Annotated in this window: 26 protein-coding genes; 6 read left to right on the top strand and 20 right to left on the bottom strand. The window is 64.2% G+C overall.

Going from position 1 to position 25340, the window contains the following annotated elements; all coding sequences use genetic code 11:
* Window positions 1-84: 84 nt before the first annotated feature.
* The 10 genes from frdD to gmk all read right to left on the bottom strand — a co-directional run bounded on the left by frdD (window position 85) and on the right by gmk (window position 9594).
* Window positions 85-453, bottom strand: coding sequence for a fumarate reductase subunit FrdD (gene frdD / locus Q1L59_RS06420; RefSeq protein WP_300329664.1), 369 nt, complete (start codon window positions 451-453; stop codon window positions 85-87).
* Complete coding sequence (locus Q1L59_RS06415) at window positions 450-848, bottom strand: fumarate reductase subunit C (protein WP_300329661.1); 399 nt, start codon at window positions 846-848, stop codon at window positions 450-452. The genes frdD and Q1L59_RS06415 overlap by 4 nt, the downstream gene beginning before the upstream one ends.
* Window positions 845-1600 carry a succinate dehydrogenase/fumarate reductase iron-sulfur subunit gene (locus Q1L59_RS06410; protein ID WP_300329658.1) on the bottom strand — a complete coding sequence of 252 codons (756 nt, stop codon included), beginning with the start codon at window positions 1598-1600 and terminating at the stop codon, window positions 845-847. The genes Q1L59_RS06415 and Q1L59_RS06410 overlap by 4 nt, the downstream gene beginning before the upstream one ends.
* Complete coding sequence (gene frdA, locus Q1L59_RS06405; protein WP_300329655.1) at window positions 1593-3380, bottom strand: fumarate reductase (quinol) flavoprotein subunit; 1788 nt, start codon at window positions 3378-3380, stop codon at window positions 1593-1595. Before frdA ends, Q1L59_RS06410 begins: the two co-directional genes overlap by 8 nt.
* A 151-nt stretch (window positions 3381-3531) precedes the next feature.
* Window positions 3532-4260 carry a rhodoquinone biosynthesis methyltransferase RquA gene (gene rquA, locus Q1L59_RS06400; RefSeq protein WP_300329652.1) on the bottom strand — a complete coding sequence of 243 codons (729 nt, stop codon included), beginning with the start codon at window positions 4258-4260 and terminating at the stop codon, window positions 3532-3534.
* Window positions 4261-4450: 190 nt separating this feature from the next.
* Window positions 4451-5308 carry a TatD family hydrolase gene (locus Q1L59_RS06395; protein WP_366145628.1) on the bottom strand — a complete coding sequence of 286 codons (858 nt, stop codon included), beginning with the start codon at window positions 5306-5308 and terminating at the stop codon, window positions 4451-4453.
* Complete coding sequence (locus Q1L59_RS06390) at window positions 5286-6536, bottom strand: D-amino acid dehydrogenase (RefSeq protein WP_300329649.1); 1251 nt, start codon at window positions 6534-6536, stop codon at window positions 5286-5288. Before Q1L59_RS06390 ends, Q1L59_RS06395 begins: the two co-directional genes overlap by 23 nt.
* Window positions 6533-8734 (bottom strand): bifunctional (p)ppGpp synthetase/guanosine-3',5'-bis(diphosphate) 3'-pyrophosphohydrolase, encoded by a 2202-nt coding sequence (locus tag Q1L59_RS06385; protein ID WP_300329647.1) that lies wholly within the window; start codon window positions 8732-8734, stop codon window positions 6533-6535. The genes Q1L59_RS06390 and Q1L59_RS06385 overlap by 4 nt, the downstream gene beginning before the upstream one ends.
* Before the next feature lie 26 nt (window positions 8735-8760).
* Window positions 8761-8967 carry a DNA-directed RNA polymerase subunit omega gene (gene rpoZ / locus Q1L59_RS06380; protein ID WP_300329644.1) on the bottom strand — a complete coding sequence of 69 codons (207 nt, stop codon included), beginning with the start codon at window positions 8965-8967 and terminating at the stop codon, window positions 8761-8763.
* An 18-nt stretch (window positions 8968-8985) separates the two neighbouring features.
* Window positions 8986-9594, bottom strand: a complete 609-nt coding sequence (gene gmk, locus Q1L59_RS06375; protein WP_300329641.1) for a guanylate kinase — start codon at window positions 9592-9594, stop codon at window positions 8986-8988.
* Window positions 9595-9759: 165 nt separating this feature from the next.
* Between gmk and Q1L59_RS06370 the strand changes: the two genes are divergently transcribed.
* Window positions 9760-10119, top strand: coding sequence for a hypothetical protein (locus tag Q1L59_RS06370; RefSeq protein ID WP_300329638.1), 360 nt, complete (start codon window positions 9760-9762; stop codon window positions 10117-10119).
* 34 nt (window positions 10120-10153) lie between these two features.
* On the opposite strand, the gene Q1L59_RS06365 is transcribed toward Q1L59_RS06370, so the two are convergent.
* From Q1L59_RS06365 to Q1L59_RS06355, 3 genes are all read right to left on the bottom strand, one after another.
* Window positions 10154-10891, bottom strand: coding sequence for a class I SAM-dependent methyltransferase (locus tag Q1L59_RS06365; RefSeq protein WP_300329635.1), 738 nt, complete (start codon window positions 10889-10891; stop codon window positions 10154-10156).
* Between the two features lie 182 nt (window positions 10892-11073).
* Window positions 11074-12129: a type IV toxin-antitoxin system AbiEi family antitoxin gene (locus tag Q1L59_RS06360; protein ID WP_300329633.1), complete on the bottom strand. Its 1056-nt coding sequence runs from the start codon at window positions 12127-12129 to the stop codon at window positions 11074-11076.
* A gap of 150 nt (window positions 12130-12279) precedes the next feature.
* Entirely contained in the window at window positions 12280-12642 is a 363-nt protein-coding gene (locus Q1L59_RS06355) for a DUF2917 domain-containing protein (protein ID WP_300329630.1), read from the bottom strand.
* Between the two features lie 154 nt (window positions 12643-12796).
* Between Q1L59_RS06355 and Q1L59_RS06350 the strand changes: the two genes are divergently transcribed.
* Window positions 12797-14215 carry a PLP-dependent aminotransferase family protein gene (locus Q1L59_RS06350; RefSeq protein WP_300329627.1) on the top strand — a complete coding sequence of 473 codons (1419 nt, stop codon included), beginning with the start codon at window positions 12797-12799 and terminating at the stop codon, window positions 14213-14215.
* A gap of 22 nt (window positions 14216-14237) precedes the next feature.
* Here the strand turns inward: Q1L59_RS06350 and Q1L59_RS06345 are convergent, their stop codons facing one another.
* Window positions 14238-15743, bottom strand: coding sequence for an AAA family ATPase (locus Q1L59_RS06345; RefSeq protein WP_300329624.1), 1506 nt, complete (start codon window positions 15741-15743; stop codon window positions 14238-14240).
* Between the two features lie 657 nt (window positions 15744-16400).
* On the opposite strand from Q1L59_RS06345, the gene Q1L59_RS06340 reads away from it, so the two are divergent.
* Together Q1L59_RS06340 and Q1L59_RS06335 are read left to right on the top strand one after the other, a co-directional pair.
* Window positions 16401-17426, top strand: coding sequence for a glycosyltransferase family 2 protein (locus Q1L59_RS06340; protein ID WP_300329621.1), 1026 nt, complete (start codon window positions 16401-16403; stop codon window positions 17424-17426).
* 116 nt (window positions 17427-17542) lie between these two features.
* The gene (locus tag Q1L59_RS06335) at window positions 17543-19021 is read left to right on the top strand and encodes a glycosyltransferase family 39 protein (protein ID WP_300329619.1); all 1479 of its coding nucleotides are present in this window, start codon (window positions 17543-17545) and stop codon (window positions 19019-19021) included.
* Here Q1L59_RS06335 and Q1L59_RS06330 read toward each other — a convergent pair.
* Window positions 18987-19376: a GtrA family protein gene (locus Q1L59_RS06330; RefSeq protein ID WP_300329616.1), complete on the bottom strand. Its 390-nt coding sequence runs from the start codon at window positions 19374-19376 to the stop codon at window positions 18987-18989. The two genes, Q1L59_RS06335 and Q1L59_RS06330, sit on opposite strands and share 35 nt — an antisense overlap.
* A 16-nt stretch (window positions 19377-19392) precedes the next feature.
* On the opposite strand from Q1L59_RS06330, the gene Q1L59_RS06325 reads away from it, so the two are divergent.
* Complete coding sequence (locus tag Q1L59_RS06325; RefSeq protein WP_300329614.1) at window positions 19393-20235, top strand: ChbG/HpnK family deacetylase; 843 nt, start codon at window positions 19393-19395, stop codon at window positions 20233-20235.
* A gap of 46 nt (window positions 20236-20281) precedes the next feature.
* Here the strand turns inward: Q1L59_RS06325 and Q1L59_RS06320 are convergent, their stop codons facing one another.
* The 5 genes from Q1L59_RS06320 to Q1L59_RS06300 all read right to left on the bottom strand — a co-directional run bounded on the left by Q1L59_RS06320 (window position 20282) and on the right by Q1L59_RS06300 (window position 24801).
* Complete coding sequence (locus Q1L59_RS06320; RefSeq protein ID WP_300329611.1) at window positions 20282-21151, bottom strand: hypothetical protein; 870 nt, start codon at window positions 21149-21151, stop codon at window positions 20282-20284.
* 24 nt (window positions 21152-21175) lie between these two features.
* Window positions 21176-21817, bottom strand: a complete 642-nt coding sequence (locus Q1L59_RS06315) for a class I SAM-dependent methyltransferase (RefSeq protein ID WP_300329608.1) — start codon at window positions 21815-21817, stop codon at window positions 21176-21178.
* 171 nt (window positions 21818-21988) lie between these two features.
* Window positions 21989-23743, bottom strand: coding sequence for an ABC transporter transmembrane domain-containing protein (locus tag Q1L59_RS06310; RefSeq protein WP_300329896.1), 1755 nt, complete (start codon window positions 23741-23743; stop codon window positions 21989-21991).
* Between the two features lie 59 nt (window positions 23744-23802).
* Window positions 23803-24198 carry an MAPEG family protein gene (locus Q1L59_RS06305; protein ID WP_300329605.1) on the bottom strand — a complete coding sequence of 132 codons (396 nt, stop codon included), beginning with the start codon at window positions 24196-24198 and terminating at the stop codon, window positions 23803-23805.
* 135 nt (window positions 24199-24333) lie between these two features.
* Window positions 24334-24801, bottom strand: a complete 468-nt coding sequence (locus tag Q1L59_RS06300; RefSeq protein ID WP_300329601.1) for a YidB family protein — start codon at window positions 24799-24801, stop codon at window positions 24334-24336.
* 151 nt (window positions 24802-24952) lie between these two features.
* Here Q1L59_RS06300 and Q1L59_RS06295 point away from each other — a divergent pair, with 151 nt between their 5' ends.
* Window positions 24953-25336 (top strand): VOC family protein, encoded by a 384-nt coding sequence (locus Q1L59_RS06295; protein ID WP_300329597.1) that lies wholly within the window; start codon window positions 24953-24955, stop codon window positions 25334-25336.
* The last annotated feature ends 4 nt before the right edge of the window (window positions 25337-25340 follow it).

The following is a 25340-nucleotide window of genomic DNA, read 5'->3' as shown; positions in this document are numbered from 1 at the left end:
AGCTCGTAGCTTGCCGCGGGCGCAGCAGCGGCGCCGTCTTCGAGCGTTCGTACTCGTAGACTGGCGCCGTTGCCGGCCTCCTGCCTAGAAGCCAATGGCGAGCAGCGTATACCCGGCGATCACGGTTCCGACCAGCGCCAGCCCATAGCAGAGCAGTTTGGCGCCGACGCCGGCATGAATCCCGATGTCGTGCAGGCTGTGGAAGATGCGGTGCGCCGCATGCCAGAGGAAGAGCGCAATGACCGCAAAGACGAAGCCCTTGCCGATCCAGTGCTGGACGAAGGCGAGAACGCGAGAATAACTGAGGGTGTCTGCCGGCAGGAGCAGGCCGAGCGGAATGGCGAGGCCGGTGATGAATACCAGCATTGGGCCAAAGAGCGCCGACAGCATGCCGCCGGCACCGAAGAGGGCCCAGAAGATCGGTGCGTTCGAGCGTTTCAGTGGGCGTTTCATCGTGCCATCCCCCATACCAGAGCGAGCAGCGCGAGGCTCGCGGCGGCCGCAGCCGCCAGACCACCGGCGGTGATCACCCAGCCGGCCAGCTTCTTGCCGCCGACGATGACCGGCGGCATCGTACGCGGCATGATCTTGAACCACGTGTAGGTGTGGTAGCTGATGGCGACCAGTGCCAGCAGGTGAAAGAGGATCGCCCAGCCGCCCTGCAGCGTCGCCAGCCAGGCGGTCCACGCCGCCTCGCCCTGCGCCAGTCGGAGCAGGCCAATCAGCAGGACGGCGGCGTAGGCAGCGACGAAGAGGGCTGTTGCCTCATGAATCATATACTCAACGAAGTAGGGGTTCTTCCGCCACCAGCCATCCATCGGGCGAACGTATGGGCGACGCTTATTCACTTGGCACCTCCCTTCGGCGATAGGAATCGGAGAAAATAGTCGGCCGCACTATTGGTCTTGTTCTGATTGACCGCGTTGGCCGGGTCGACGTGCTTCGGGCAGACCTCGGAGCAGTAGCCGACCGCGGTGCAGTTGAAGACGCCTTCTTCGGAATTGATCAGTTCCATCCGTTCCGCCTGGGCGCCGTCGCGCGAGTCGACGTTGTAGCGGTGCAGCAGAGCGGTTGCCGCCGGGCCGATGAAACCTGGGTTGAGACCAAACTGTGGACAAGCGGCGTAGCACAGCAGGCAGTTGATGCATGAACTGAACTGTTCGTACTTGGCGAGTTGCTCAGGCGTCTGCAGATACTCTCCCTGCGCCGGCGTGCGCGGCTCCTTGGGAATGATGTAGGGCTGGATGCTCTCCAGCTTCTCGATGAAGCCCTCCATGCCGATGACCAGATCGCGCTCGATCGGAAAGTGCGCCAGCGCTTCGACGCGTACGCGCGCCGGGTAATAGTCGCGCAGAAAAGTCTGGCACGAAAGGCTGGGGATGCCGTTGATCATCATGCCGCAACTGCCGCAGATCGCCATCCGGCAAGACCAGCGAAAGCTCAACGATCCGTCGAGGTAGTCCTTGATGTACTGCACGCCCTGCAGGACCGACATGTCGTCTGTAAAAGGGACTTCGAAGACCTGCGTATGAGGGGTCTTGTCCTTTTCCGGGTGATAGCGCAGAACTTCGATTTCTATCGTTTTCGGTTGTTCAGCCATGGGAAGCCTTCCTTTCCTGCTCAGCCTTTTCGCCAGCGGCACCGTAGGCGCGCGTGCCCGGCTGCGACTTGGTGATCTTGACCGGCCCATAGTCGATGCGCGGTGCGCCGCCGGCGACATAGTGGGCCTGAGTGTGCTTGAGGAAGTTGACGTCGTCGCGTTGTTCGAAGCCGTCGAGCCGTTGATGCGCGCCGCGTGATTCGCGCCGGTTGATCGCCGAATAAGCCATCGCCTGCGCCACGTCAAGCTGATACTCGAGCTCGATGGCGAGCAGCCAGTCGGTATTCCAGACGCTCGATTTGTCTTCGACGCGGACGTTCTTGAAACGCTCCTTGAGTTCGTCCAGCTTGTCGCAGGTCTTCTGCATCGTTTCCGCCAGGCGGTAGATGCCGCAGCCGTCTTCCATCGTCTGCGCCATTTCCTTGCGCAGCGTCGCGATCCGCTCGTTGCCGCGCGTGTTCTGCCGGATGCCGAGCACGCGTTGCTCCACCGCCTGCGCCTGGGCGAGGACGCTGGCCGGCGCTGCGGGGGCGACCGAACTGGCGAAACGGGCGGCTTCTTCACCTGCGACGCGGCCGAAAACCAGCAACTCCGAGAGCGAATTCGAGCCCAGGCGGTTGGCGCCGTGGATGCCGACACTCGAGCATTCGCCGGCGGCGTAAAGGCCGGCGAGCGGCGACGCGCAGCGCCCGTCGACGAGAATGCCGCCCATCGTGTAGTGCACCGCCGGACGAACCGGAATCGGCGCCAGCGCCGGATCGACGCCGAGAAACTGCTCGGCCAGCTCGTAGATCTGTGGTAGCCGCTCGCGCAGCTTTTCTTCGCCCAGGTGGCGCAGGTCGAGATGGACCACTGATCCGTGCGGCCCTTCGATGGTTCGCCCCTTTTGCTGTTCATACCAGAACGCTTGGCTCAGCCGGTCGCGTGGGCCGAGTTCCATCGCCTTGTTGCGCGGCGTCGGTTCGGCCGGGCCGAGGCCGTAGTCCTGCAGGTAGCGGTAGCCGTCCTTGTTGAGCAGAAAGCCGCCTTCGCCGCGGCACGCTTCGGTAAATAGAAGTCCTGTTCCGGGCATGCACGTCGGGTGGTACTGAACGAATTCCATGTCGCGCAGGGGTACGCCGTGCCGGTAAGCGAGGGCCATCCCGTCGCCGGTAACGACGCCGCCGTTGGTGTTCTCGCGGAAGACGCGACCGGCACCGCCGGTGGCAATGACGGCGGCGCGCCCCTCGACCAGCGTGAATTCGCCGGAGGCGATCTCGATGGCGACGACGCCGGCGATCCGGTTATCCTCGACGATCAGATCGACGCAGAAGTGTTCGTCGAAGCGCTTGATCGACGGATACTTGATCGACGTCTGAAAGAGCGTGTGCAACATGTGGAAGCCGGTCTTGTCGGCGGCGAACCACGTACGTTCGATCTTCATTCCGCCAAAGGCACGTACATTGACGTGTCCGTCCTCGGTTCGGCTCCACGGGCAGCCCCAATGCTCGAGCTGGGTGAGCTCTTCGGTGCAACGGGCGACGAAGTACTCAACGACGTCCTGTTCGCACAGCCAGTCACCACCATGGACCGTATCGTTGAAGTGGTAGTCGAGGCTGTCGCTCGCCTTCTTGACCCCGGCGGAGCCGCCTTCGGCCGCCACTGTGTGGCTGCGCATCGGGTAGACCTTGGAGACGAGGGCGATCTTCAGGGCGGGGTTGGCTTCGGCGACGGCAATCGCCGCGCGCAGGCCGGCGCCTCCTCCCCCGACGATGATTACGTCTGCTTTGTATATCTCCACGTATGCTCCTTTCTCGCACCCGCTCAAACGGGGAACGATCACATCAGACAAAGCCCGCCAGCGTTTCCGGAGTGCTTCCGGAGGTGTCGGCGGAACGTGTTGTTACATCTAAGGCAGCTTGCCGTTACGATTCTACTGAGTTGTCGGCTACTCAAGTGCGGGTCAGGGTCAACATCTGATAAAGCCCGCCAAAAAAGCGCTGCCTGCCGACGACGACGAAGCCGCCGGCCTTCGGCAGCCAGGCATCGATCTCCTCACGGAACAGGTCGAAAGCAAAAGGCTCGAGCCGGTCGAGCACGGGCATCCAGAAGTAACGCAACGGGTTGTAGCGGCTCGGTGCGGCATAGTCTACGATGACCAGCCGCCCGCCCGGCTGCAGCACGCGCAAGGCCTCGGCCAAGGTCTTCTCGCGAACCGCCTGGGGCTGCTCGTGCAGGAGGAAGAAAAGCAGCGCCTGGTCGAAGCTTGCATCGTCGAAACCCAGCGCTGCCGAATCCATGCAATGGAGTTTGATCGGCAGATCGCGTGCCAGCTTGCCGGCCAGGTTCTCCAGTTGTATCGGCAGGATGTCGGCGATTTCCAGAAAGCCGCCGGGCGCCACGCAACTCGCCAAGCGTGGCGTCAGGTCGCCGTAGGCACAGGCGATCTGCAGCGTTCGGCCGGGCAGGTGGCGGCCATAGGCCCCCAGTACGGCATCACACAAGCGGTCGTAGTTTCCCCACAGGATAAGGTTGACCAGCCACTGGCGCTCGAAGAAGTGCACCGCACGTGGATGGATGTAGGCCCACCAGTAGTGCGCCTGCAGATACTGGGGAACCGCCGGCGGGCCTTTGCTGACCGCTACGCAGGTCGCGCCCGGTCGATCGGTGAGGTTTTTCATGTTGAAAAGTCGACGTTCTTACGTTCAGCGGAGCGCTGCTCGAGCGTCCGGTCCCGACCGCAGTTTCCCCAAGGATCTCGTACGCACGCCGGTCGAGAGGCGCCCAATCCTGCCTTTTCTTTCTTTTTTCCCGTCGTTCACCGGCTACGAAGCGCGGGACGACTAACCAATGAGGTCGTACCCTAACCGATCAATCGGCCAAACGCAACCGACCGAGAACCTGTCGGGCGTTCGCTGTGGTTTTCCTGGCCAGATCGTCGGCGGGCGCCTGGCGTAGCTCGGCGAGTATGGCGAGGAATCGCGGGAGTTCGGCCGGCGTGTTGCGGCCGCCCGCGAGCCATGCCGGTGGCATGTCCGGTGCATCGCTTTCGAGGACGATTGCATCCTCTGGCAAGGTCGCTGCGAGTTGCCGAATGCGGCTCGCACGGGTCTGGCTCAGCGTGCCGCCGAAGCCCAGCTTGCAGCCGCGTCGGAGGAACTCGTCGGCTTGCTGGCGACTGCCGCTGAAGGCGTGCGCGATGCCGCCAATGACACCGATACGGCGCAGGCCGGCAAGCACCTGGTCGATCGCCCGGCGGGTGTGCAGAAGAACCGGCAGACCGGCGTCGCGGGCAATTCTCAGTTGTTCAAGGAAAAAGTGCTGTTGGCGTGCGAAATCGGCCTCTCCGATCAGGAAATCGAGGCCAATCTCACCGACTGCAACCGGTGCCTGTGTGCCGTCTGCTTCCTGCTCCAGCCAGCGCCGCAACTCCACCAAATCCTGCTCGCCAGCGTCGCCGACGAAAAAGGGATGAATGCCATACGCCGGAACGCAGCCGGGATGCTGCTGGCAACAGTCGCGCACTGCAGCAAAATCGGCGGTGCCCAGCGCCGGGACGACGAGTGTTGCGACGCCGACTGCCCGGGCAGCGGCGACGACCGCCGCGCGATCCTCGGCGAACGCGCTGGCCGCCAGATGGCAATGCGTGTCGATCAGCACGGCGTCGGCCTGTGCTCGGCGTGCCGGCAGATCACGCAAGACGGCCTCAAGCGCCGCGGGTTCCGGCACGCGAAAATTCGGGCTCGGGCGTACGTCCGCTGATCAGGTCGGCGAGAACCGCGGCCGAACCGCAGGCCATCGTCCAGCCCAGAGTCCCATGCCCGGTGTTGAGATACAGGTTGGCGATCGCCGAACGTTCGACGAGTGGCACGTTCGACGGCGTGGCTGGCCGCAAGCCACACCAGAAGGCGATTTCGCCGCTTGGGTGCAAGTCGGGAAAGAGCGTCGTCGTGCGCTCGATCAGTGCGCGGCAGCGGACAGCATTGAGTTCAAGATTGTAGCCGTTGAACTCGGCAGTTCCGGCGATGCGCAGGCGTTGGCCAAGGCGCGAAAAGACGAGCTTGTGGCCGTCGTCGGTCAGGCTGACGGTCGGCGCGACGCTGTCTTCACCCAGCGGCACGGTCGCCGAGTAGCCCTTGGCCGGATAGACCGGCAGGTGCAGGCCGAGCGGTCGCAGGAGGAGCGGTGTGTAGCTGCCGAGTGCAGCGACATAGGCGTCAGCTTGCAGCAACTCGCCGCCGGCAAGCACGCCGCTCAGGCGGCCGCCGCTTGCCGTCAGGCGCTCGACCGACAGCCCGTAACGGAATTCGACGCCGTTTGCCGCACAGTGGCGGGCGAGTTCCTGCGTGAAACGGTGCGCATCACCCGATTCGTCTTCGTCGAGATAGTCACCGCCGACCAGCAACGGGCGGGCGCTGGCGAGCGCTGGCTCGATCGCGATGCACTCGTCGGCGCTCAGGCAGCGTCGGTTGCAGCCGAACTCGCGCATCACCGCCGCTGCTCTGAGGGCGGCGGCGAACTCTTGATGGTCCGTATAGAGGTGCAGGATGCCGCGCGCCAGGTGATCGTAGGCGAGGGCAAGTTCGGCGCGCAGGCGCTGCAACTGGCGGCGGCTGTAAAGCGCGAGCGCGACGATGCGGCGGATGTTGTCGCGCGTTCGCGCCGGCGTGCATTCGCGCAAGAAGCGCAGACTCCAGTCGAGCAGCGCAGCATCGCGACGAAAGCGGAAGAGGAGTGGCGCATCCTCGCGCGTCATCCAGGTCAGCGCGCGCAGCGGGGCGTGCGGGTTGGCCCAGGGCTCGGCGTGCGAGACCGAGATCTGACCGCCGTTGGCAAAGCTGGTTTCCATTCCGGCGGCCGGCTGGCGTTCGACGACGATCACCCGATGCCCCGCGCGGGCGAGATACCACGCACTGGTGACGCCGATGACGCCAGCGCCGAGAACCATCACCTTCAAGCAGTCAGCCCCTGATCACGCGTGATGCGGACGACCTCCGGGATTCGTCGCAGGCGGCGCATCAGGCGGGCAAGCGAACTGCGGCCAGCGACCTGGACGGTGAAATGGATCGTCGTGTACAGACCAGGATGCTTCTCGTCCATTTTCACGTGCTCGATGTTCGTCCCGGAACTCGATATCTCGGTTGCAATCTTGCCGAGCGCACCGATCGTGTTCTGTACCATGACGCGCAAACGCACGCTGAACAGCTTGCCGGGTTCGGGTTCCCACTCGACCTCGATCCAGTTCGTCGGCCGGCTGCTGCGCATGCGGCTGATCGCCGGACAGTCATGCGTGTGAATGACCACGCCCTTGCCTTTCCAGATCGAGCCGATGATCGGATCGCCCGGAATCGGCTGACAGCAGGGGGCGAACTGCACCGCCAATCCCTCACTGCCACGGATGACCAGCGAGGCCGGTGCCTTCTCATTTGCTGACCGGTTTTCGTCGCGCGCCAACAAGCGCCGGGCGACGACGCCGGCCATGCGGAAGCCCAGGCCGATGTCGGTGTAAACCTCCTTGATCAGCTTGTTGCCCGAGTCGCGCAAGACATTCTTCCAGCTCGACACGGGCACTTCCGAGGCAACGACGCCGAGGGCGCGCAGCTCTTGGTCGAGCATCTTCTCGCCGAGTGCGGTCGACTCGTCGTGCTGCGCCGTTTTCAGATAGTGGCGGATCTTGTTGCGCGCCCGCCCGGTCTTGACGTGACTGAGCCAGGACGCGCTGGGATGCGCCTCGGCTGCGGTGACGATCTCGACGCGGTCGCCGTTGGTCAGTTCGGTCGTCAGCGGTAGCTGAGTGAAGTTGATCTGGGCGGCGATCGAATGATTGCCGATGTCGGTGTGCACCGCGTAGGCGAGGTCGATCGCTGTCGCGCCGCGCGGCAACGGAATGATCTTGCCCTTCGGCGTAAAAACATAAATCTCATGTGGGAAAAGATCGACCTTCACATGTTCGAGGAACTCGGACGAAGTGCCTGCGCTGCTCTGCAGATCGAGCAGCGAATGGAACCACTTGCTGGTCTTCTGCTGAAGGTCGGCGCCGAGCGCCACGCTGTCCTTGTAGAGCCAGTGCGAGGCAATCCCTTCCTGGGCGATGTTGTCCATCGCCTCGGTACGAATCTGCAACTCGAAAGGTGTGCCGTGCGGACCGATCAGTGTCGTGTGCAGCGACTGGTAACCGTTCGGTTTCGGAATCGCGATGTAGTCCTTGAACTTGCCGGGCACTGGTTTATACAGCGCGTGCAGCGCGCCAAGTGCCAGATAGGCCGTCGCGATGTCCTGTACGACAACACGAAAACCATAGACATCAAGCACCTGCGAGAACGACAGGTGCTTGTCAAGCATCTTGCGGTAGATCGAGTAGAGACTCTTCTCACGTCCGAAGACCTGTGCTTCTATCCCCTGCGCGGTGAGCTTCTTCTTGATTCCGGCGAGGATGCGCGAGAGCAATTCACGTCGGTTGCCGCGCGCGGCCTTCAGCGCGCGCGCCAGGACGCGCGCGCGCATCGGGTAGATCAGGTGGAAGGAAAGATCCTGCAGTTCGCCGAACAACTTGTTGAGGCCGAGGCGGTTGGCGATCGGGGCGTAGATCTCGAGCGTCTCGCGAGCAATCCGGCGGCGCTTTTCAGCGCGCAATGCAGCCATCGTCTGCAGGTTGTGGCGCCGATCGGAGAGTTTGATCAGCACGACGCGCAGGTCGCGCGCCATGGCCATCAACATCTTGCGGAAGTTTTCCGCCTGTGCCTCTTCCTGCGACTGGAACTCGATCTTGTCAAGTTTCGACAGCCCGTCGACGAGGTCGGCGACCGGTCGCCCGAACTCCTGCGCGATCTCCGCTTTGCTGACCGCCGTGTCTTCCATCACATCGTGCAGCAGGGCAGCGACCAGGCCTTCGACATCCATCTGCCATTCGGCGAGCGCGCTGGCGACTGCCAGCGGATGGGTGATGTAGGGGTCGCCGGAAAGCCGCATCTGCCCGCGGTGCGCCCGCTCGCTGAAGCGATAGGCGCGGCGTACGGTCTCGATCTCCTCCGGGGGGAGGTAGGTCAGGCTGTCGATGAGCAGCCGGAAAGTGGGCTCGTCTTCCGGATCGCGCAGTTGCTCGGGTTCATCGACTGGCGGCGGCACGACTGCGCCGGCTGGCGTGACCGGGTCCATGCTGGAGCAACCGGGCTTGCCGGCGGTCAGGCGTGACCGCGATTCAGAATTTCGACCCCGACCTTGCCCTGGGCAATTTCGCGCAGGGCAATCACCGTCGGCTTGTCGCGCCCGGATTCGATCAACGGCGATGCGCCGGCGGTGATCTGCCGGGCGCGGTAGGTCGCTGCCAGGGTCATTTGAAAGCGGTTCTGAATGCGCTGCAGACAGTCATCGACAGTTACTCGTGCCATGCGGATCTCCAATAGAAATCAGAGCATTGTTGCGAAAAGGACGGAATGGCGCCGACTTTGCACGGTATAGCGCAGACGCGCGGCGCGGACGATCGCCAGAAGGTCCTGCAGCGCACGCTGCAAGTCGTCGTTGATGATAACATAGTCGAATTCCTCGGCATGTCGCATCTCGTCGCGCGCCGCGTCCAGGCGTCGGGCGATCGTCTGCGCGCTGTCGGTTGCCCGTTCGCGCAGACGCTGCTCGAGCGCGTGAAGCGAGGGCGGCAGGATGAACACGCCGATCGCCGCTGGAAAAACCTTGCGCACCTGACGTGCTCCCTGCCAGTCGATCTCGAGCAGGACGTCCTGGCCGGCGCACAGGGCTGCTTCGATACCGGTACGTGAGGTTCCATAGAAGTTGCCGTGGACTTCCGCCCATTCGAGAAAGTCATCCCGCCGGATTTTTTCACGGAACTCGTCGAGCGCGATGAAGTAATACTCGATGCCTTCGCGTTCCCCGGTGCGTGGCCGGCGTGTTGTATGCGATACCGACACACGCATTGCCGGATCGTTCTCCAGCAGATGGCGCACGAGGGTTGTCTTTCCCGCGCCTGAGGGCGCCGTCAGGATATAGAGGTGGCCGAACATGAGACTGGCTGGGACGATGGTGGAGCACCATTGTACCCGCCGCTGGCCGGATTCCGCCGCCCATGGCGTACAGTGGGGCGGGGGTGGACGGCGCGCGCGGCGACAACGACAATTGCACCATCACTCTGTCACACTGTCGCCCAGCCTTTCTCGAGGAGCACGCTGATGTCCGGCCTCATCAAGTTGATGCACTGCGCTGTTTTGATGTCCACTGCCCTGGCGGCGAACCTGGTTTGTGCTGCAGTGCCGACGAAGATTCTGGGTTTCGAGGACATGTCGTGCCGGGCCTGGGTTGCGAGCCGCAGCGATGCCGAACAGCGTGCGCTCTACGTGGCCTGGCTGCGCGGCGTGCTGACCGGCCACAACTACGCCAACCCGAGCCAACAAGTGGCGACGATTTCGCCAGCAACGGTCGAGCAATACGTCAACCGCTATTGCAGCGAAAAGCCGGCGACTCAATTCAGCGACGCCGCGTTTCGTTTGAGCGACCAGTTTTCCGGACGTAACGCACCAATCACGAAGTGAAACGGCCTCTGGTCTGCACCGCCTCAGTTGGCCCTCAGCGTGGCTTCTCGAGTAGGTCAACGCGCTGCGGGCTGAGCAGCGTAACCCCATTTGGCGTCAGGTGCGCCGAGAATCTCTCCTCCACTTCACGGTACAGTTCGGGTGATAGCGCGTGCTGGCTATGGGTCACGCGGATCATGCGCGCGTCGAACTGCGCAAAATCGGCAAAATGGCTGCGTGTGCTGAAGAAGAGTTCCTCGCGAAGACGCAGGCGCCCACTCTCGACGGCCCGACACACGGCGGCAAATGCTGCTTGGCGCACGAGCTTCTCGTCGTGGAAGAGGCGCATGATCTCGTTCAACTCGCCGGCATACACGGGTTCGGAGATCCACGCCAGTCCGCCCGGTCTCAGCACCCGTGCGATCTCGCCGAGTGCCGCGTCCAGCGCGTCCGGGCGAACGTGGTGCAGCGACTTGAGCATGATGACAATGTCGAAGGATTCGTCCTCGGCCGGAATCGCTTCGGCGCCGCCCTGCGCGAAGCGGACGCTCGGCAGGTCGTCGATCTGCAGGTTCTTCGCGTGCTGGATCTGATCGACCTCGAGCGCCAGAATGTGCTGTGCGCCGCCGGTTTCGGCGAGCGTCCGCGTCTTCTCGGCTCGTCCGCAGCCAAGTTCGAGTATGCGGGCGCCCGCCACGGGCAGCATCGCCAACATCAGCTTGACCTCGTTAACCGGTGGTTTCGGCGCTGCGGGGTCGGCGATCTTCATCGGTGGAGTCAGTTGAACGTTCATGTTCGGTTGTCAACGCGGATTCAACGCGGATTCAAGGCGAATCATGCCTCGGGTTGTTCTTCGGTGGCGCGTCTCGGGTGGCCAGCGGTGGAGCGGCGGTCAGCCGGCTCGGACGCCGCGGGAAGGGACCGTGTGCCCCGCGCGCCTGGCCCGCGCCGGTCGGGCTGTCGTCAGGAGCCTGCTCACCTGACCGGGAAGGTGCGCGCCAGCCAGTAGTCGTAGACGATCTGGGCCGCCTCGATGCAGCGCGCGTTTCCGGTCGCCAGCAGGTCGGCATAGACGAGGGCAGGCGGCACGCAGTCCAGGCGTCCCCAGAGGTTGAGGCTCTCGCCCCAAAAAGGCTTGCGCAGCTCGATCAGTTTCTCGTACGCGAGCGGCCCGGCCGGGGCAAGATGCTCGTGGGCAATGAGGCGAGCCGGCAGTTTGTCGCTGTAGAGCGTCAACACTCCAGGATCGATGTCGCAGCCGAGGAGTGCGGCTGCCGGTTCGCCGCTCCAGCGTAGGTGAGCCGGATTCAGCGCCCAATCTCGCCAGCTATCGAAACTCGCGGTACTGTAGCGCCCGATCAGCGTCTTGCCGCGCAACTCACGGGCGTACGCGTCGGCCCAGTCGTCGAGCAGCCGGCGGCTCCGGTTGAGGCGACGCTGCTTGCCGTTCACCTGCAGCCACCCCTGCTCCTGCAGGTCGGCGACGACCGCGCGCATCGTACCGAGGGCGACATCGGCCGCCGCGGCAATCGTCGGGTAGGGTGCTCCGGCCAACTCACCATCACAGATCAGACGGAAGAGAACCTTCAATCGGCTGCTCGCGAAACTCTGGCTGGCGCGCAGGGCAATCTGCTTTTCACGCAGCTTGCGCCCGGTCACGTAGATGAACACACCGCGGCCTTCAAGATAGGCGTTACCCGCGGCATCGACGAACTGCTGGTCATTGGCGCGCAGCCGGTCAGCCAGCGGCGAGGTCACGTGGTCAGTGATCAACAGGGGAAGAGGGCAGCCGACATCGAGCGGATGATCATGCCGCGCGAGGACGCTGCCGACGGTGCCCGGCGTCAGGCGCCGGGCAACTCTGGCCGAGTAGTCGATGCGGCTATTGTCCTTGCTCACCGACAGCCATGTACCCGCCGTATTGCGGCCGCCGCCGAGTGTCGTTTCGCTCTCCATCGTAACGCTCAGGCCGTGACCGCGTAGAGCCTGTGCAGCCCTTTCAAGCAGGGCTATTTCCCTTTCAGCGCTCATTCCGCTACCGCCATTGGTTTTGTCGACACGAATTGATTATGAACGCTCATCGGGCAATGTACAAGCCCGATTGCTGTCCATTTTCGGCCATCCAGTGGCGTCATGAACCCTTTCTGCCGGTGTTCCGACAGGTCGGTCGGGTCGCGCTGTTCAGTCGGCTGCGGCGCGTTGGAGAGAGGCGAACGAGGTCCGTACGGCATTGTTGCTCGCCAGCCAGCCAACAGCCAGTCGCCGCCAGCGCTCACTCAGCCAGGCTTGCACGCGCGCTGCCGGGGACAATCGGATCCGTTCAACACGTGCCCGTCCGTGGCCGATGGCCTCGACGAGCGCCAGTCCGTCGGCACGGATAAGGTGGCTGTTGCCCGCTCTGAGCAGAACGTCGCCGCTCTCGCCCTCGACGGTTAACCAGAGCACGCCGGCGGTGCAGGTTACCCGCACACCGCGTGGCGCAGGGATGCGCAGCGGCGTATTGTGGGCCAGGCAGAGATCATCGTCATGACGTGGTGGTTTCATTGCGGCCTCCTCGGCTTGTTTTTGCGAGATGCCAGTCTACGGCGCTGCGGGCGTGTGGTACAGTCACAGAAACTTCAAATTGTGATCGATACAGTGCTATTGTTTCCGATCTGTGCTGCTAATCTGAACGGTCATCTGTGCTGCTGGGGGCGAAATGGAAAGTGAATTGTTGCGCTATGAACGGCTGGCCGAGGACCTCAGCGGAATCATCAGCAGCGGCAACCTGCGCCCGGGTGAGCGGCTGCCGTCGATCCGGCGCCTGTCGCGTGATCGTCGGCTTTCTGTGTCGACCGTGGTCCAGGCGTTGCGCCACCTCGAGCAACGCGGCTTGATCGAAGCTCGCCCGCAAGCCGGCTATTTCGTGCGTCATGTGACGCCGCGGCGAGCCTCGCCAGCGGCTCGACCGACGCCGGTGGAACCGGTGCCGGTCGATGTCAGCCAGCGCCTGATACGCGTCCTGCTCGGCGGCGTACAGCCGGGGGTAGCGCCGCTCTCCGCCGCGATGCCGGCGTCCAGCCTGCTGCCGGTTGCCGCCCTGCAGCGTCTCTACAGCAGTGTCGTGCGGCGGCATGCGCGCTTGCTCGAGGGACACAGCCACATCCACATGGACGACCCGCGGCTCGTTCGTCAACTGGTGCTACGCTCGATGGGCTGGGCTGGGCCGCTCGCCGCCAATGAATTCGTCATCACCAATTCGTGTACGGAAGCACTGGGATTGTGTCTGCGTGCGGTCACCCGCCCCGGCGACACGGTTGCTGTCGAGTCGCCCGGCTACTATCTGATGTTGCAGTTACTCGAGGTGCTTGGCCTGCGGGCGCTCGAGATTCCGACCGATCCGCATACCGGCATGTCAGTCGAGGCACTCGATCTCGCCACTCGGCAGGGCAAGGTTGCCGCGTGTCTCCTCGTCCCCAACGCGAGCAATCCGCTCGGCAGCATCATGCCCGACGAGAACAAGCGGCGGCTCGCCCGGCTGACTGCCGAACGCGGCGTCGCAGTGATCGAGGACGACGTCTATGGCGATCTGTATTTCGGCAACGAGCGACCGTGGCCGGTCAAGGCCTTCGACCAGACGGGCAACGTGATGCTCTGTTCGTCGTTCTCGAAGTGCCTCTCGCCAGCGCTGCGCGTCGGCTTCGTCGCGGGCGGCCGCTACCGTGCGCAGCTTGCGTTGCACAAGACGATCACCAGTGGGGCGACTAATCCGATCAGCCAGTTGGTGCTCGCCGAGTATCTCGAGTCGAGCGCCTGTGAGCGGCACTTGCGTGCTCTGCGGCGGACCTACGAACGCCAGGTCGACGCCATGCGTGCGGCGATCGCGCGCCATTTTCCGGCCGCCACGCGTCTGACCGAGCCGCAGGGTGGTTTCGTCCTTTGGATCGAACTGCCCGAGGAGATCGACGCCACCGCACTGTATGAACGAGCGCTCGCAGCGGGCGTCGCCTACGTTCCGGGCGAACTCTTTTCGGCCAGCGGCATGTACCGCAACTGCCTGCGGCTGAATTGTGGCAATCCGCACACGCCGGAGATCGAGGATGCCGTGCGTCGGCTCGGTCGACTGATCGGTGGCTGACGGTCCAGGCTTTGCCGCGCGCTCAGCGATCGCGGTGCGAGATCTCGAGTACGCGTGCCCTTTGTGCGAGCTGGTCGACGAGTTCGCTCGCTGCCAGGCGATTCGCCGCATCGAGATTGGCGTCCCACTCGTCGAGCAGATAGACCCGGTAGTTGGTCTTGGCGACAATTTCGCGCAAGACGCGCAACTGCCGCTCGCCGGATGAGTAGCCTCGCCTCTCTTCGCTTTCCTCCTGCTGGCTGAGCTCGGCTGCATCTTCGGCTTCCTCGCTGCTCTCGCCTTCCAGTTCGGACGAGAACAGCGCGTCCTCTCGGCCATTGCTCGAGTTGAAGGCAAACGACAAGCGGTCGTGAGTCGGCCAGTAGAACGCCGCACCGCGCAGATGGCACTTGAGCGCCGAGAGCAGCGTTGATTTGCCCGTACCATTGCCGCCGCGCACGGCAACCAGGCCGGTGGGGCGCGCCAGCACCTGTTCAACCGCTTGCGCCAGCGACGAGCACGAGCGTTCGTGCGCGCCTTCCTTGAGAGTCAGGCGCTCGAAACCGATGCGATCGACGAACCCTTCGTCGGCTAGCGGGTAAATATGTTCGCAGACGCCCTGAATGCGCGACCACACGGCAACCAGGTCGGTCAGGCCGGAAGTCAATTGGTGCATGTCGAGCGTCATCTCGACCTGCCGCGGCAGCGTTGCGGCGAGTGCGATCAGCAAGGGCAGGTTGCCAGCATCCTGGACGGCGACCCAGGCGGTGGTTGACAGGACAGCAACCAGGGCAATCATGCCGCTGATCGCACTCCATCCCTCGCGCGCCAGGATGGCCCGGATCTGTGCCGCCAGCGCATCGCCCAGGCGTTGCCGAAAGTCGCGGTGCCAGATGGCGAAGTTGTAGCGATTGCCGCTGAAGATGTTGTCCCAGGCGTTGTAGGTGCGCGCCCGCATACGATTGGTCATCCGCTGGTTCTTCAGGTAGGCGGCGGCAAGCGGCCGGCGCAGCAGCCACTGCAGCGTAATGAGGACGACGAAGACGACGGCAAAGGAAAGCGGCAGGCCGGCATCGATCTCGAAACCGAGGACCAGCGAGTTGAACAGGAGCTGGAAAAACAGACGCAGGTAGTACTGCAGGTTGTAGACCAGATCAAAACAGATGTCGAAGGTTTCGCTGGTGAGGAATGGCTCGACCTGCTCGCGCTGCTGGCTGTCGGCGAGGAGCGCCGTCTGGAAGCGGTTGCGCCGCGCGAAGTGCAGCATGTAGCGTCCAAAGCTGCCGAATCCTGCTCGTTCGGCAAAAATCCAGCTCACTGCGCCGGCGAGGTAGGAGACCGTCTGCGCCACGATGATGGCGATGAACCCTGCAGCCGAAACGTGCTCTTCGGTAATGTCGCGGGCAATCTGGATGACCAGCCAGAGGGTTGTTGCCCCGCACGCCTCCTGCGCGATGATCAAGGCAAGCATGCCGAAGGCGGCTGGCCCGAGAAAGAAGCGCAGGAAATCAGGAGGTGTGAAGGACGAAGGAGGCGAAGCGACAGACATCGACCGGTGAGGGGAAAAGTGGAGCGATCGTAGCCGCTGAACAAGCGCGGCCGGCCGCGCGACGGTAAGACCAGACGTTCAACCCGGCGTGTCGAGTCAAGGCCCAAAGCATAAGGCCCAAAGCACGGAAAGCAGACTTGCGCCTGCTTCCCGTGATCTCCGTGCAACAGGTCGAGCCTGTTGGGCGTGCTTACTTCTTCTTACGGTGCTTTCTGGCGGCCATGGTGAAATCCTCTGGTTAGGTTGATCGGATTTTGAAAGGCTCCAGAAGTCCGCGTCTGCGCCGCACGGCCCGTGCCCAGCGCCTGAAAAGCGGGTATGGTTTTCAGGCGGCATATGACGGTTGCTTGTCGCGTCTACCTCTGGAAGCGCGACGAGTATGCTGTACGCAACTTAAGACTTGCTTAACTCGGATCTGTCAAAGTGACACGGTTTTTCCGTCCTGCCAGCCGCCGGCGAGCAGCGGGCAGCCCCCGCGAATCACCCGCCAATCCCCCGCTCTGGACGCCGACCCATCGTATTGCCATCATTTGCCTTGTCACTCGCGATCTTGTCCACAGTTGATCGTCCTCCTGGATCAGTCGATCGGCCGCCGCAGCCGCGTGCGTGCGCTCGGCGGGTCCCCGGGCGGACACTTGCACCCTTGCGGGGACAGCGATGAGCTTGCCCGGCACACCGCAGGCGCTGGCGCCGTCGAGGCAACGCCGATGCGCGTCCGAACTCCGGCCACGCATCAGTTGCGTCATCCCGGCACTCAACGAGCGGGAGAATCTCTGCGTGCTGCTGCCCTGTCTGGAAACCGTTCTGGTTTCCGTCGCTTCGGCCTGGGAGGTCGTCGTCGTCGACGACGGGAGTAGCGATCTGACCTGCGAGCTGATGGAGGCGTGGGCTTGCCGGCAAGGTTTTCGCTATCTTCAACTGTCGCGCAACTTTGGCAAAGAGGCGGCGCTGAGCGCGGGGCTGGCCGCCGCTGCCGGTGACGTCGTCGTTTGTCTGGACGCCGACCTGCAGCATCCGCCGGCGCTGATCCCGCAGATGCTCGACCTCTGGCGGGAGGGGGCCGACATGGTCTGCGCAGTGCGCCGCAACCGTGCCGACGAATCCCCGGTCAAGCGTTGCGGTGCCTGGCTGTTGTACTACATACTGGGCTCGGGACACCGCGTGCGCATCCCGGCCGACGCGGGCGATTTTCGTCTACTTGATCGGGCTGTCGTCACCGCACTTCTTCGTCTGCCCGAGCGAACGCGCTTCATGAAAGGCCTGTTCGCCTGGGTTGGTTTCGTTGTCAGATCGGTCGAGTATGAGCCCGCCGAACGGCTGCAGGGCAGGACTCACTTCAGTTTCTTCCGCCTTGTCGAGTTCGCGCTCGACGGGATCACCGCGTTTTCGACCTGGCCGCTGCGATTTCTGACTCTGTCCGGTTTCAGTATCGCCGCTCTCGCCTTTGCCTACGGTCTTTACCTGGTCGCCGAGTACCTGCTCGTGGGTAATCAGGTGTCCGGGTGGACGACGATCGTGACCGCAATGCTTTTTTTGTCGGGAGTGCACCTCGTTGGCCTGGGCGTGATCGGTGCCTATCTCGCCCAGGTATTCAACGAAGTCAAGCAGCGTCCGGTCTACCTGTTGCGTCGCGACATTGGCAGCGGTCTCCCGCGCCACGACAGCGACACGTCGCCGCCATGAAGCGCGGGCGAGTGTTCGGCACCGGTGCGTCTCTTTTGGCCCGCGCGCCGTGTTCGCTTACCGTCTTCGTTGTGTGCGCCGCCTGGCTCGCGTTGTCGCTCGCCTGGCGGCCGCTGATGCTGCCCGACGAAGGTCGCTACGTCGGCGTCGCGTGGGAAATGCTGGGTAGCGGCAACTGGTTGGTACCGACGCTTGACGGCTTGCCGTTCTTCCACAAGCCACCCCTGTTTTACTGGCTGACCGCAGCTTCGCTCGGCTTGTTCGGCGCAAACGAGTGGAGCGCACGCGTCGCGTCGCTGTTGGCGGCGACCGCTGCCGTCGTCGGGCTCCACCTTTTTCTGCGCCGCCATTCGCCGGACGAGCGTCTGCCCGGGGTGGCTGCCGCGGTGTTGTTGACGCTACCGCTCTTCTTCGGTGGTGCGCAGTTCGCCAATCTTGACATGCTGGTCGCCGCGATGATCTCGCTGACCATTTTGTTTGGCGCGTACGCTGTGCTCAGCCTCGAACGTGCCGTGCCGCATCGTGTGCCGCTCACCTTTGCCTATGTCTTCGCTGCCCTGGGCGTGCTCGCCAAGGGTCTGATCGGCGTCGTTCTACCCGCCGCCGTCGTCCTGGCCTGGCTCATTGTCGGCAAGCGATGGCGCCATTTGCCGGCTCTGCTGCCCTTGCACCTGGTGCTCATGCTGCTGCTCATCGTCGTGCCCTGGTTCTGGGCCATGCAGCAGGCGTACAGCGATTTCCTCGACTACTTTTTCGTTCATCACCATTTTCAGCGCTTCGCCCAGACGGGTTTCAACAACCCTAAACCCTTCTGGTTCTACCTGCCGGTACTACTCGTCGGCGCGTTCCCGTGGTCGCCCTGGATGGTGCGCGCGCTGACTCCGCGCTATCTGCAGGATCCCGCCCGCTTTGACCTGCGGTCGCTGATGGTCGTCTGGTTACTCGTCGTTCTGCTGTTCTTTTCGCTGCCGAGTTCGAAGCTGGTGGGCTATATCCTGCCCGCCCTGCCGCCGCTGGCCTGTCTGCTCGCCGACGTCTTCCTCGCCTGGCTCGGGCAGCGCAGCCCGGCGCGCCAGCGCGTCTATGCGCGAGGCGGGGTGCTCGTCGCAGGCGGCCTGTGTCTCGCGCTCGTTCTGATCGCTGCGCAGCGCTCCGACCCGGTGGCCCGCGAGCAAATTGTCGGCGCCGCGCCGCTGTTCCGCACAGACGATCAGATCGTGATGCTGGATGATTACCGCTACGACCTGCCGGTCTACCTGAAAGCGAGAAAGAGTCCCTGGGTGGTCAGCGACTGGGCGCGCCCCGACCTGCTGGCCAAGGACAACTGGCGCCGCGAACTCTACGAGGCTGGCCGCTTCGACCCGGCCGCGGCACGCGAACGCCTGTTGTTTCCCGCTGACCTGCGCTTGCGCGCCTGCGGTGAGCCACCCTACGCGTTGTGGATCTGGGGCAAGAAGGCAATGGCGTCCGATTACCCTTTCCTGCGCGACGAGTGGCGGGTTCTCACCACGGCTGACGACGACGCGCTCTGGCGGATTGCTCCCGAGGCGTCGCGAGCGCTCAGGGGCTGCGACGAAACGCCCAAAAACGGCTGAGCACGAAGGTCAGACCGGCCACCGCAACGAGGATTGCCGCCAGCAGATGCTGGTAAGGCAGGCTGGTGGCATTGAGCAGCACGACGAAGGCCAGTTCATTGACCGCGAAGCCTCCGGCCGAGAGGAGAAAGAAGCGACCAAGCGCCGGCCACAGCGACTTCGCATGGTGGCGGAAAGTGAGCAGGTAATGCCCGGAAAACGAAACGAGCAGTGCGACCAACCAGCCAAGCAGATTGGCGACGGCAGGTGCCAGCTGCAGTCGGCCGATTCCGGCAACCGCGACCGCCCAGTGCGTCGCCGCTGCCGCGCAGCCGACGCCGACAAACCAACCGATCTGGCGCAGGACCTGCTTCATGCCGAATGCTCAGCCGATGACTAGTCCGCCCGTGGTGGTCGCGCACCAGCAGATCATCCTGTGCGCCGACGACTTCGGATTGTCACGCGAGGTCAACGACGGAATCATCCGTCTCGCCGAGTCCGGGCGGCTTTCTGCCGTCAGTTGCCTGACCACGGCGGAATTCTTCGAGCAGCAGGCGGGCAAGCTGGCAGACCTTCCAATTGATCGGGGGCTGCATCTTAACCTGACCGAGCCGCTGGCGGGCAACGCGTTTTGTCAGCCGCTGACCCGCCTGATCCGCAACGCGTGGACCCGCCGGTTGGCCGTCGGGCTGCTTGCCCGCGAGGTCGATCGCCAGCTCGATGCTTTCGAGGTGGCCTGCGGCGCACCGCCCGACTACATCGATGGCCACCAGCACGTGCACCAGTTTCCGACGATACGCGAGTGCCTGATCGAGCGGCTGCAGCGGCGCTATCCTGGATACCGTCCGTGGCTCAGGTGCACGTGGCCGGCCAGGCTTCACCCGGAGATCGATTGGCCGAGCCAGTTGAAGGCGCACGTCATCGGAAAGCTCGGAGCACGCCGTCTCAAGGTGCTGGCGGATGCTGCTGGATACGCCACGAACACCCGCTTGCTCGGCGTTTATGGTCTGGCCGGCGGCGAGCAACGCTATGCCCGACTACTCGCTGGCTGGCTGGCGTGCGCGGCTGGCGGTGATCTGTTGATGTGCCATCCGGCGGCGGCGGCGACGCCCGGCGATCCGCTCGGTGAGCAGCGCTGGGCGGAGTACCGCGCACTGGCCGATGACCGTCTGCCGAGCATGCTGGCTCGCCATCGTCTCGCCATCGGGCGTCCATTGTGCCCGCGTCAGGTCTGAGCGCTGGCCCGGAACCGTCACCACGAAGCGGCCAGCAAGTCTCGGTTCAGCGCGTTGCCTTGGCCTGGCGCGTGATCTCCAGGATGCGACCGCGACCCTGCTCGGCGAGCAGAAAGCGGCCGGGTTCGAGCGCCAGCAGCGTCTGCGCCGAACGCAGATGACTGAGAACCGTGTGCAGTACGCCGTCTTTGTCAAGCAACAGCAGGCGTGCCCGGTGTGTCGCGTCCTCGGCCACCCACAGTCCGTCCTCGGTGCAGGCAATGAATCCGGGTGCGTTCAGGCCGTCGAGGACGATCTGGTCGTCACCTTGCGGTCGCCAGCGCTTTATCCAGCGGTGCCCTTTTTCGGCGTAGTAAAGCTCGCCGTTCGGGCATAGCGCGACTCCTTCGCCTTCCAGCAAGCCCTCGCGCAAGACCGTCACTTGCTTCGTCAGGGCGTCGTAGCGCAACAAGCGGCCGTCGCCGGGACGGTCTTCGATGGCGTAGAGCGCCTGCCGGTCGCTCGCCAGGCCTTCGACGCTACGGCCGGTAAACAGCGTTTCCGTGTGGCCGTCGCGTAGCCAGAGAACGGGCTGCTCGCCTTCTTCCTGACTGATCGCAACTCCTTCGCGCCAGGCGGCGAGACCGTCCGGTTTGGACAGTTTGCCCACGACCTGTTGCCGTGTTCCGTCGCTTCCCAGTCGGAAAAGCAGTCCGTTGCCGGCCTTCATTTCCTGCGTCACGTACAGGTCTCCGCGCGTATCCCTGGCCAACGCGCTGACCAGCCTGACCTCGTCGAGATAGACGCGGTAAGACCATCCTTGACCGGCGCTGACCGGATACAGATGCTGCCAGGCGAGGAAGGCCAGGCCGCTGACGAGCAGCCCGATCAGGGTCGCCAGCAGAAGCGCTGGCGGTCGCCGTGCGCGGAATGTCATGCCGTCAGTCGGCTGGCCGACGCGTCATTGGACCCGCTCGAACAGCGCGACGTGCAGTGTATGGAGCAGCGGGCTGCGCGCAAAGTCGGCGACCAGTCTGAAACCATGGAACGTGAAGTAAGCGCAGACTTCACTGCACGGCGTGGCGTATTTTTGCGATGGCCGGCCGCCGAGCGCGGCGCGCAGGCGCCTTTTCACCGACGTGGGCGACCACGGGCTGAAGTAGGAGAGCGCGACGTAACGTCGGGCAACGCGCGCCAGCTCGGCAACCGCGCGCTGGCGAATCTCGGGAGTCGGGAAGTGATGGAACAAGCGGAAACAGAGGATCGCATCAAACTGCCGGTCATTATAGGTCAGAGCCTCGATGTCCTGCGGATCGACGGCGCAATCCAGCCCGTTCTGCTCGAGCACGCGGCGGGTGAGCTCGAGCATCGAAGCAGAGTTGTCGGCACAGGTGACGGCGTAGCCGCGCTGTGCCAAGTGCAAGCTTACCCGGCCCGCGCCGCAGGGGAGATCGAGCATCGTCCGGCAAGTCGGCATTGCGCGCAATACGCGGTCGATCAGTGCAATCTCCGCGGCGTGCTGGCGCGGCGGCCGCTCCTGATACGCTTTGGCGGTAGCTTCGTCATACTTGATCTTGCCGCGATAGGCAATTTGCGTGTGCATGGCGTGCTCTCAGAGGGAGTTCAAAGCAAGGTGGCGACCGTCGATCGCGCCGAACGCTGTAGTCTGCTGTTCCTTTCTGAACGGAGCCTTAAGTCGACGGCGACGCTTCCTCGGGCGATGCGCCGTGCACAGCTCGCGGTCGTCGGCAAGGGCTTGCCGCCGGGTGATGCCTCAGCTCGCGAACTGCAGCGCGGCGAGGCGGGCGTACAGCCCCCCTGCGGCGATCAGCTCGGCGTGCGTTCCGACCTCGGCCAGGTGGCCGTGGTCAAGGACAAGGATCAGGTCGGCGCTCTGCACGGTCGCCAGTCGATGTGCGATGACGATCGTCGTCCGGCCGCTCATCGCGGCGGACAGCGCCGCTTGCACGATACGCTCACCCGCGGCATCGAGGTTGCTCGTCGCTTCGTCGAGCAGCAGCAGGGGCGCGTCCTTGAGGATCGCCCGGGCGATTGCGATGCGCTGCCGCTGGCCGCCGGACAGGCGCAAACCGCGTTCGCCGACGAAAGTCTGGTAGCCGTCGGGCAGCCGCTCGACGAACTCGTCGACGAAAGCCGCCGCGGCCGCCGCGCGCAGCTCGCGCTCGCTGGCCGCCGGTTTGCCGTAGCGGATGTTGTCGGCGATGCTGCCGGAAAAGATTACCGCATCCTGCGGCACGACTGCGATGCGCGAGCGCAAGTCGGCCAGAGGAACGCGGCGCAGGTCGATGCCGTCGATCAGGATGGCGCCCCGGTCGACGTCGTAGAAGCGTTGCAGTAACTGAAAGACGGTCGTCTTGCCGGCTCCCGAGGGTCCAACCAGGGCGACGTTGCGGCCGCTCTCGAGTGTGCACGCGAGACCGCGTAACACCGCTTGCTGCGGACGTGACGGGTAGGCGAAATCAACCCCCGCGAAGACGATCTGCAAGCCTCCCGAGCGCTGTGGCAGGGCGAGCGGCTGCGCCGGATCGGCGATCGGCGAGCGTGTGGCAAGCAGCTCCATCAGGCGCTCGGTGGCTCCGGCAGCGCGCAACAGTTCGCCCCAGACCTCGGCCAGCACGGCTACGCTGCCCGCCACGACGAGCACGTAGAGCACCGTCTGGCTGAGTTGGCCAGCGCTCATCCGGCCGGCGAACACTGCCAGCACGCCGCCGTAGAGGCCGTAGAGAAGAGCGCCGAAGACGCCGACGATGAGAAACGCGGTCAGCGCCGAACGCATTTGCGTGCGCCGCAGCGAGGTGGCGAAGGCGCGTTCGTTGGCCGTCGAGAAGCGTGCTGCCTCGGCGGCTTCCTGCAGGTAGCTCTGGATCACCGGAATCGCGTTGAGCATTTCACCGGCGATCCCGCTCGTATCGGCGACGCGGTCCTGGCTCGCGCGCGACAGCCGGCGCACTCGCCGGCCGATGGCCACGGCCGGCAGAACGACGAGAAGAATCATTCCGGCAACCGTCAGCATCAGCCCCGGGGCCGTTGCCATCAGCATGCCCATGCCGCCGATCAGCAGAACGGCGTTACGCACGCCCATGCTGATGCTCGAGCCGACTGCGCTGTGGATCACCGCCGTGTCGGCGGCCAAGCGTGAGAGTACCTCGCCGGTCTTCAGCGTTTCGAAGAAGTGCGGGCTCTGTTTCAGCACGTGCGCATAGACCGCCTGGCGCAGGTCGGTCGTCACCCGTTCGCCGATCCAGCTTACCGTGTAGAAACGGGCCGCGGTGCTCACGCCAAGCAACACTGCGACGGCGAACAACTGTATGAAGTGGCGGCGAACATCGTGCAACCGATGCTCATTGTCAACGCCCGGTGGCAGGGCCAGACCGCCGTCGACGAGCAGGTGAACGGCATAGGGCAGGGCGAGCAGCGCTCCGGCCGCGATTGCCAGAAAGAGCAGCGCAAGCGCAATCTGCCTGCGGTACGGCGCAAGGTAAGGCAGCAGTGCGCGCAGCGGTCGCAGTTTGCCGCTCGCCGCGCCGGTATCGGGAGTCGGCGGAGTGGTCTCTGGCTGCTGGTCGATCAGGGGAATAACCCGCGCCAGAGGCCCCAGGCGCTGCCCAGGGCGAGCGCTCCGAAGCTCAGCATGGCGAGCAGGAAGCCGGGGCCGCGCGTGCGCGGCTCGCGTGCGTAGGCGAGCGCGTACCAGACGCGCCCGGCCAGCCACGCACAGCCGAGCAGCGTCGCCCACCAGGGGGAGAGCGACAGGGCGAAAATCCACAGCACCGGAAGAACGAGGACGACATTCTCGAGCGTGTTCATCTGGATACGATAAGCAATCTCGAACTGTTGGTGGCCCGTCGTCGCCGGTGCCTGGATGCCGAACTTGACCCGGCAGCGGCCAACGTAAGCGGCGCAGAGGAAAAGCAGCAGCGAGGTGGCCAGGGTCACCAACGCAGGTCCGTGGTAGGCAGTCATCGCTTCACTCCAAAAGAACGAGTCGCATCTCCGGTTTTCGGCGCAGGCTGCGCCGAGGCAGCGCTCGGCGCGCGGCGATAGCGGGGCCAACGCTGCATACGGCGAACAGCCCGCGTCCGCGCGCAGGCCTGCCGATCAGCGTCCGCCGAGCAGCCCGCCGAGCATTCCGAGCAGATCGCCGGCGTTCCCCAGCCCACCCTGGGGCGCCTGTCCGCCTGGTGTGAGGTGGTCGATCAGTCCGGGCAGGATGCTGGCAAGCTGGCCGGCCGCGTCGCTTTCACTGACGCCGAGCTGCTGCGCCAGACCGGAAAGCGTATCCTGGCCGAGAACCTCGCCGATCTGTGCACCGGAAACGGGCTGATTCTCCCCGGTGCCGATCCACGACGCCATCACGTCACCCAGACCGGCCTGCTGGAACCGGCCGGCCAGGCCGCCCAGCCCGCCGTGCTGGCCATCGTTGCCCAGGAGGCTGGCGGCGACCTGCAGCAACTGCGGGTTGTTCAGCAGCATCGCGAGCAGGCCGCCCAAACCGCCGCTCTGGCCAGCCTGTGCAGTTTGTTGGCCGCCGAGGACGGAACCCAAGACCGAGTCGAGTAATCCCATTGCGTAAGTCTCCAGTCGATTGACGTTGAGGTGTGTTGCAGGTGAAAGAAGCCTGGCTGTTGAAGCGTAGCGTAGTATAGGTCACCTGCGGGCGGTGGTGAGCTCGCGAAGCTGTCGTTTCGTTCACAACTGGAAATTGAGGAGTAGAAAGATGGATTCAGCAGTCAACCCGGTCGGCTGGTTCGAAATCTACGTTGCCGACATGCCGCGTGCGCGCGCCTTCTACACTGCGGTATTCGGTCGCCCGTTGGTGCAACTGTCGGAAGTCGGCGAAGGCGGCGAAATGTTTGCTTTTCAGTGGGTCGAGGGCGGGCCTGGCGCGGCGGGCGCGCTCGTTCGCCATCCGATGGGCGGACCAGCGAAGGGCGGGACGATGGTCTACTTCTCCTGCCAGGATGTTACCAACGAAGCCAACCGCGCGGCTCAGGCAGGCGGCCGAATCATCCAGCCGAAGATGGCCATCGGCCAGTACGGGCATATCGCGCTGATCGAGGACAGCGAAGGCAACCTGATCGGCCTGCATTCGATGCAGTAGCCGG

Origin of the sequence: Accumulibacter sp. (assembly GCF_029255125.1) — a bacterium.
Lineage (GTDB): Bacteria > Pseudomonadota > Gammaproteobacteria > Burkholderiales > Rhodocyclaceae > Accumulibacter.
Note: the sequence above shows the minus strand (reverse complement) of the source record. Positions and strands in the feature narration are given on the sequence as shown.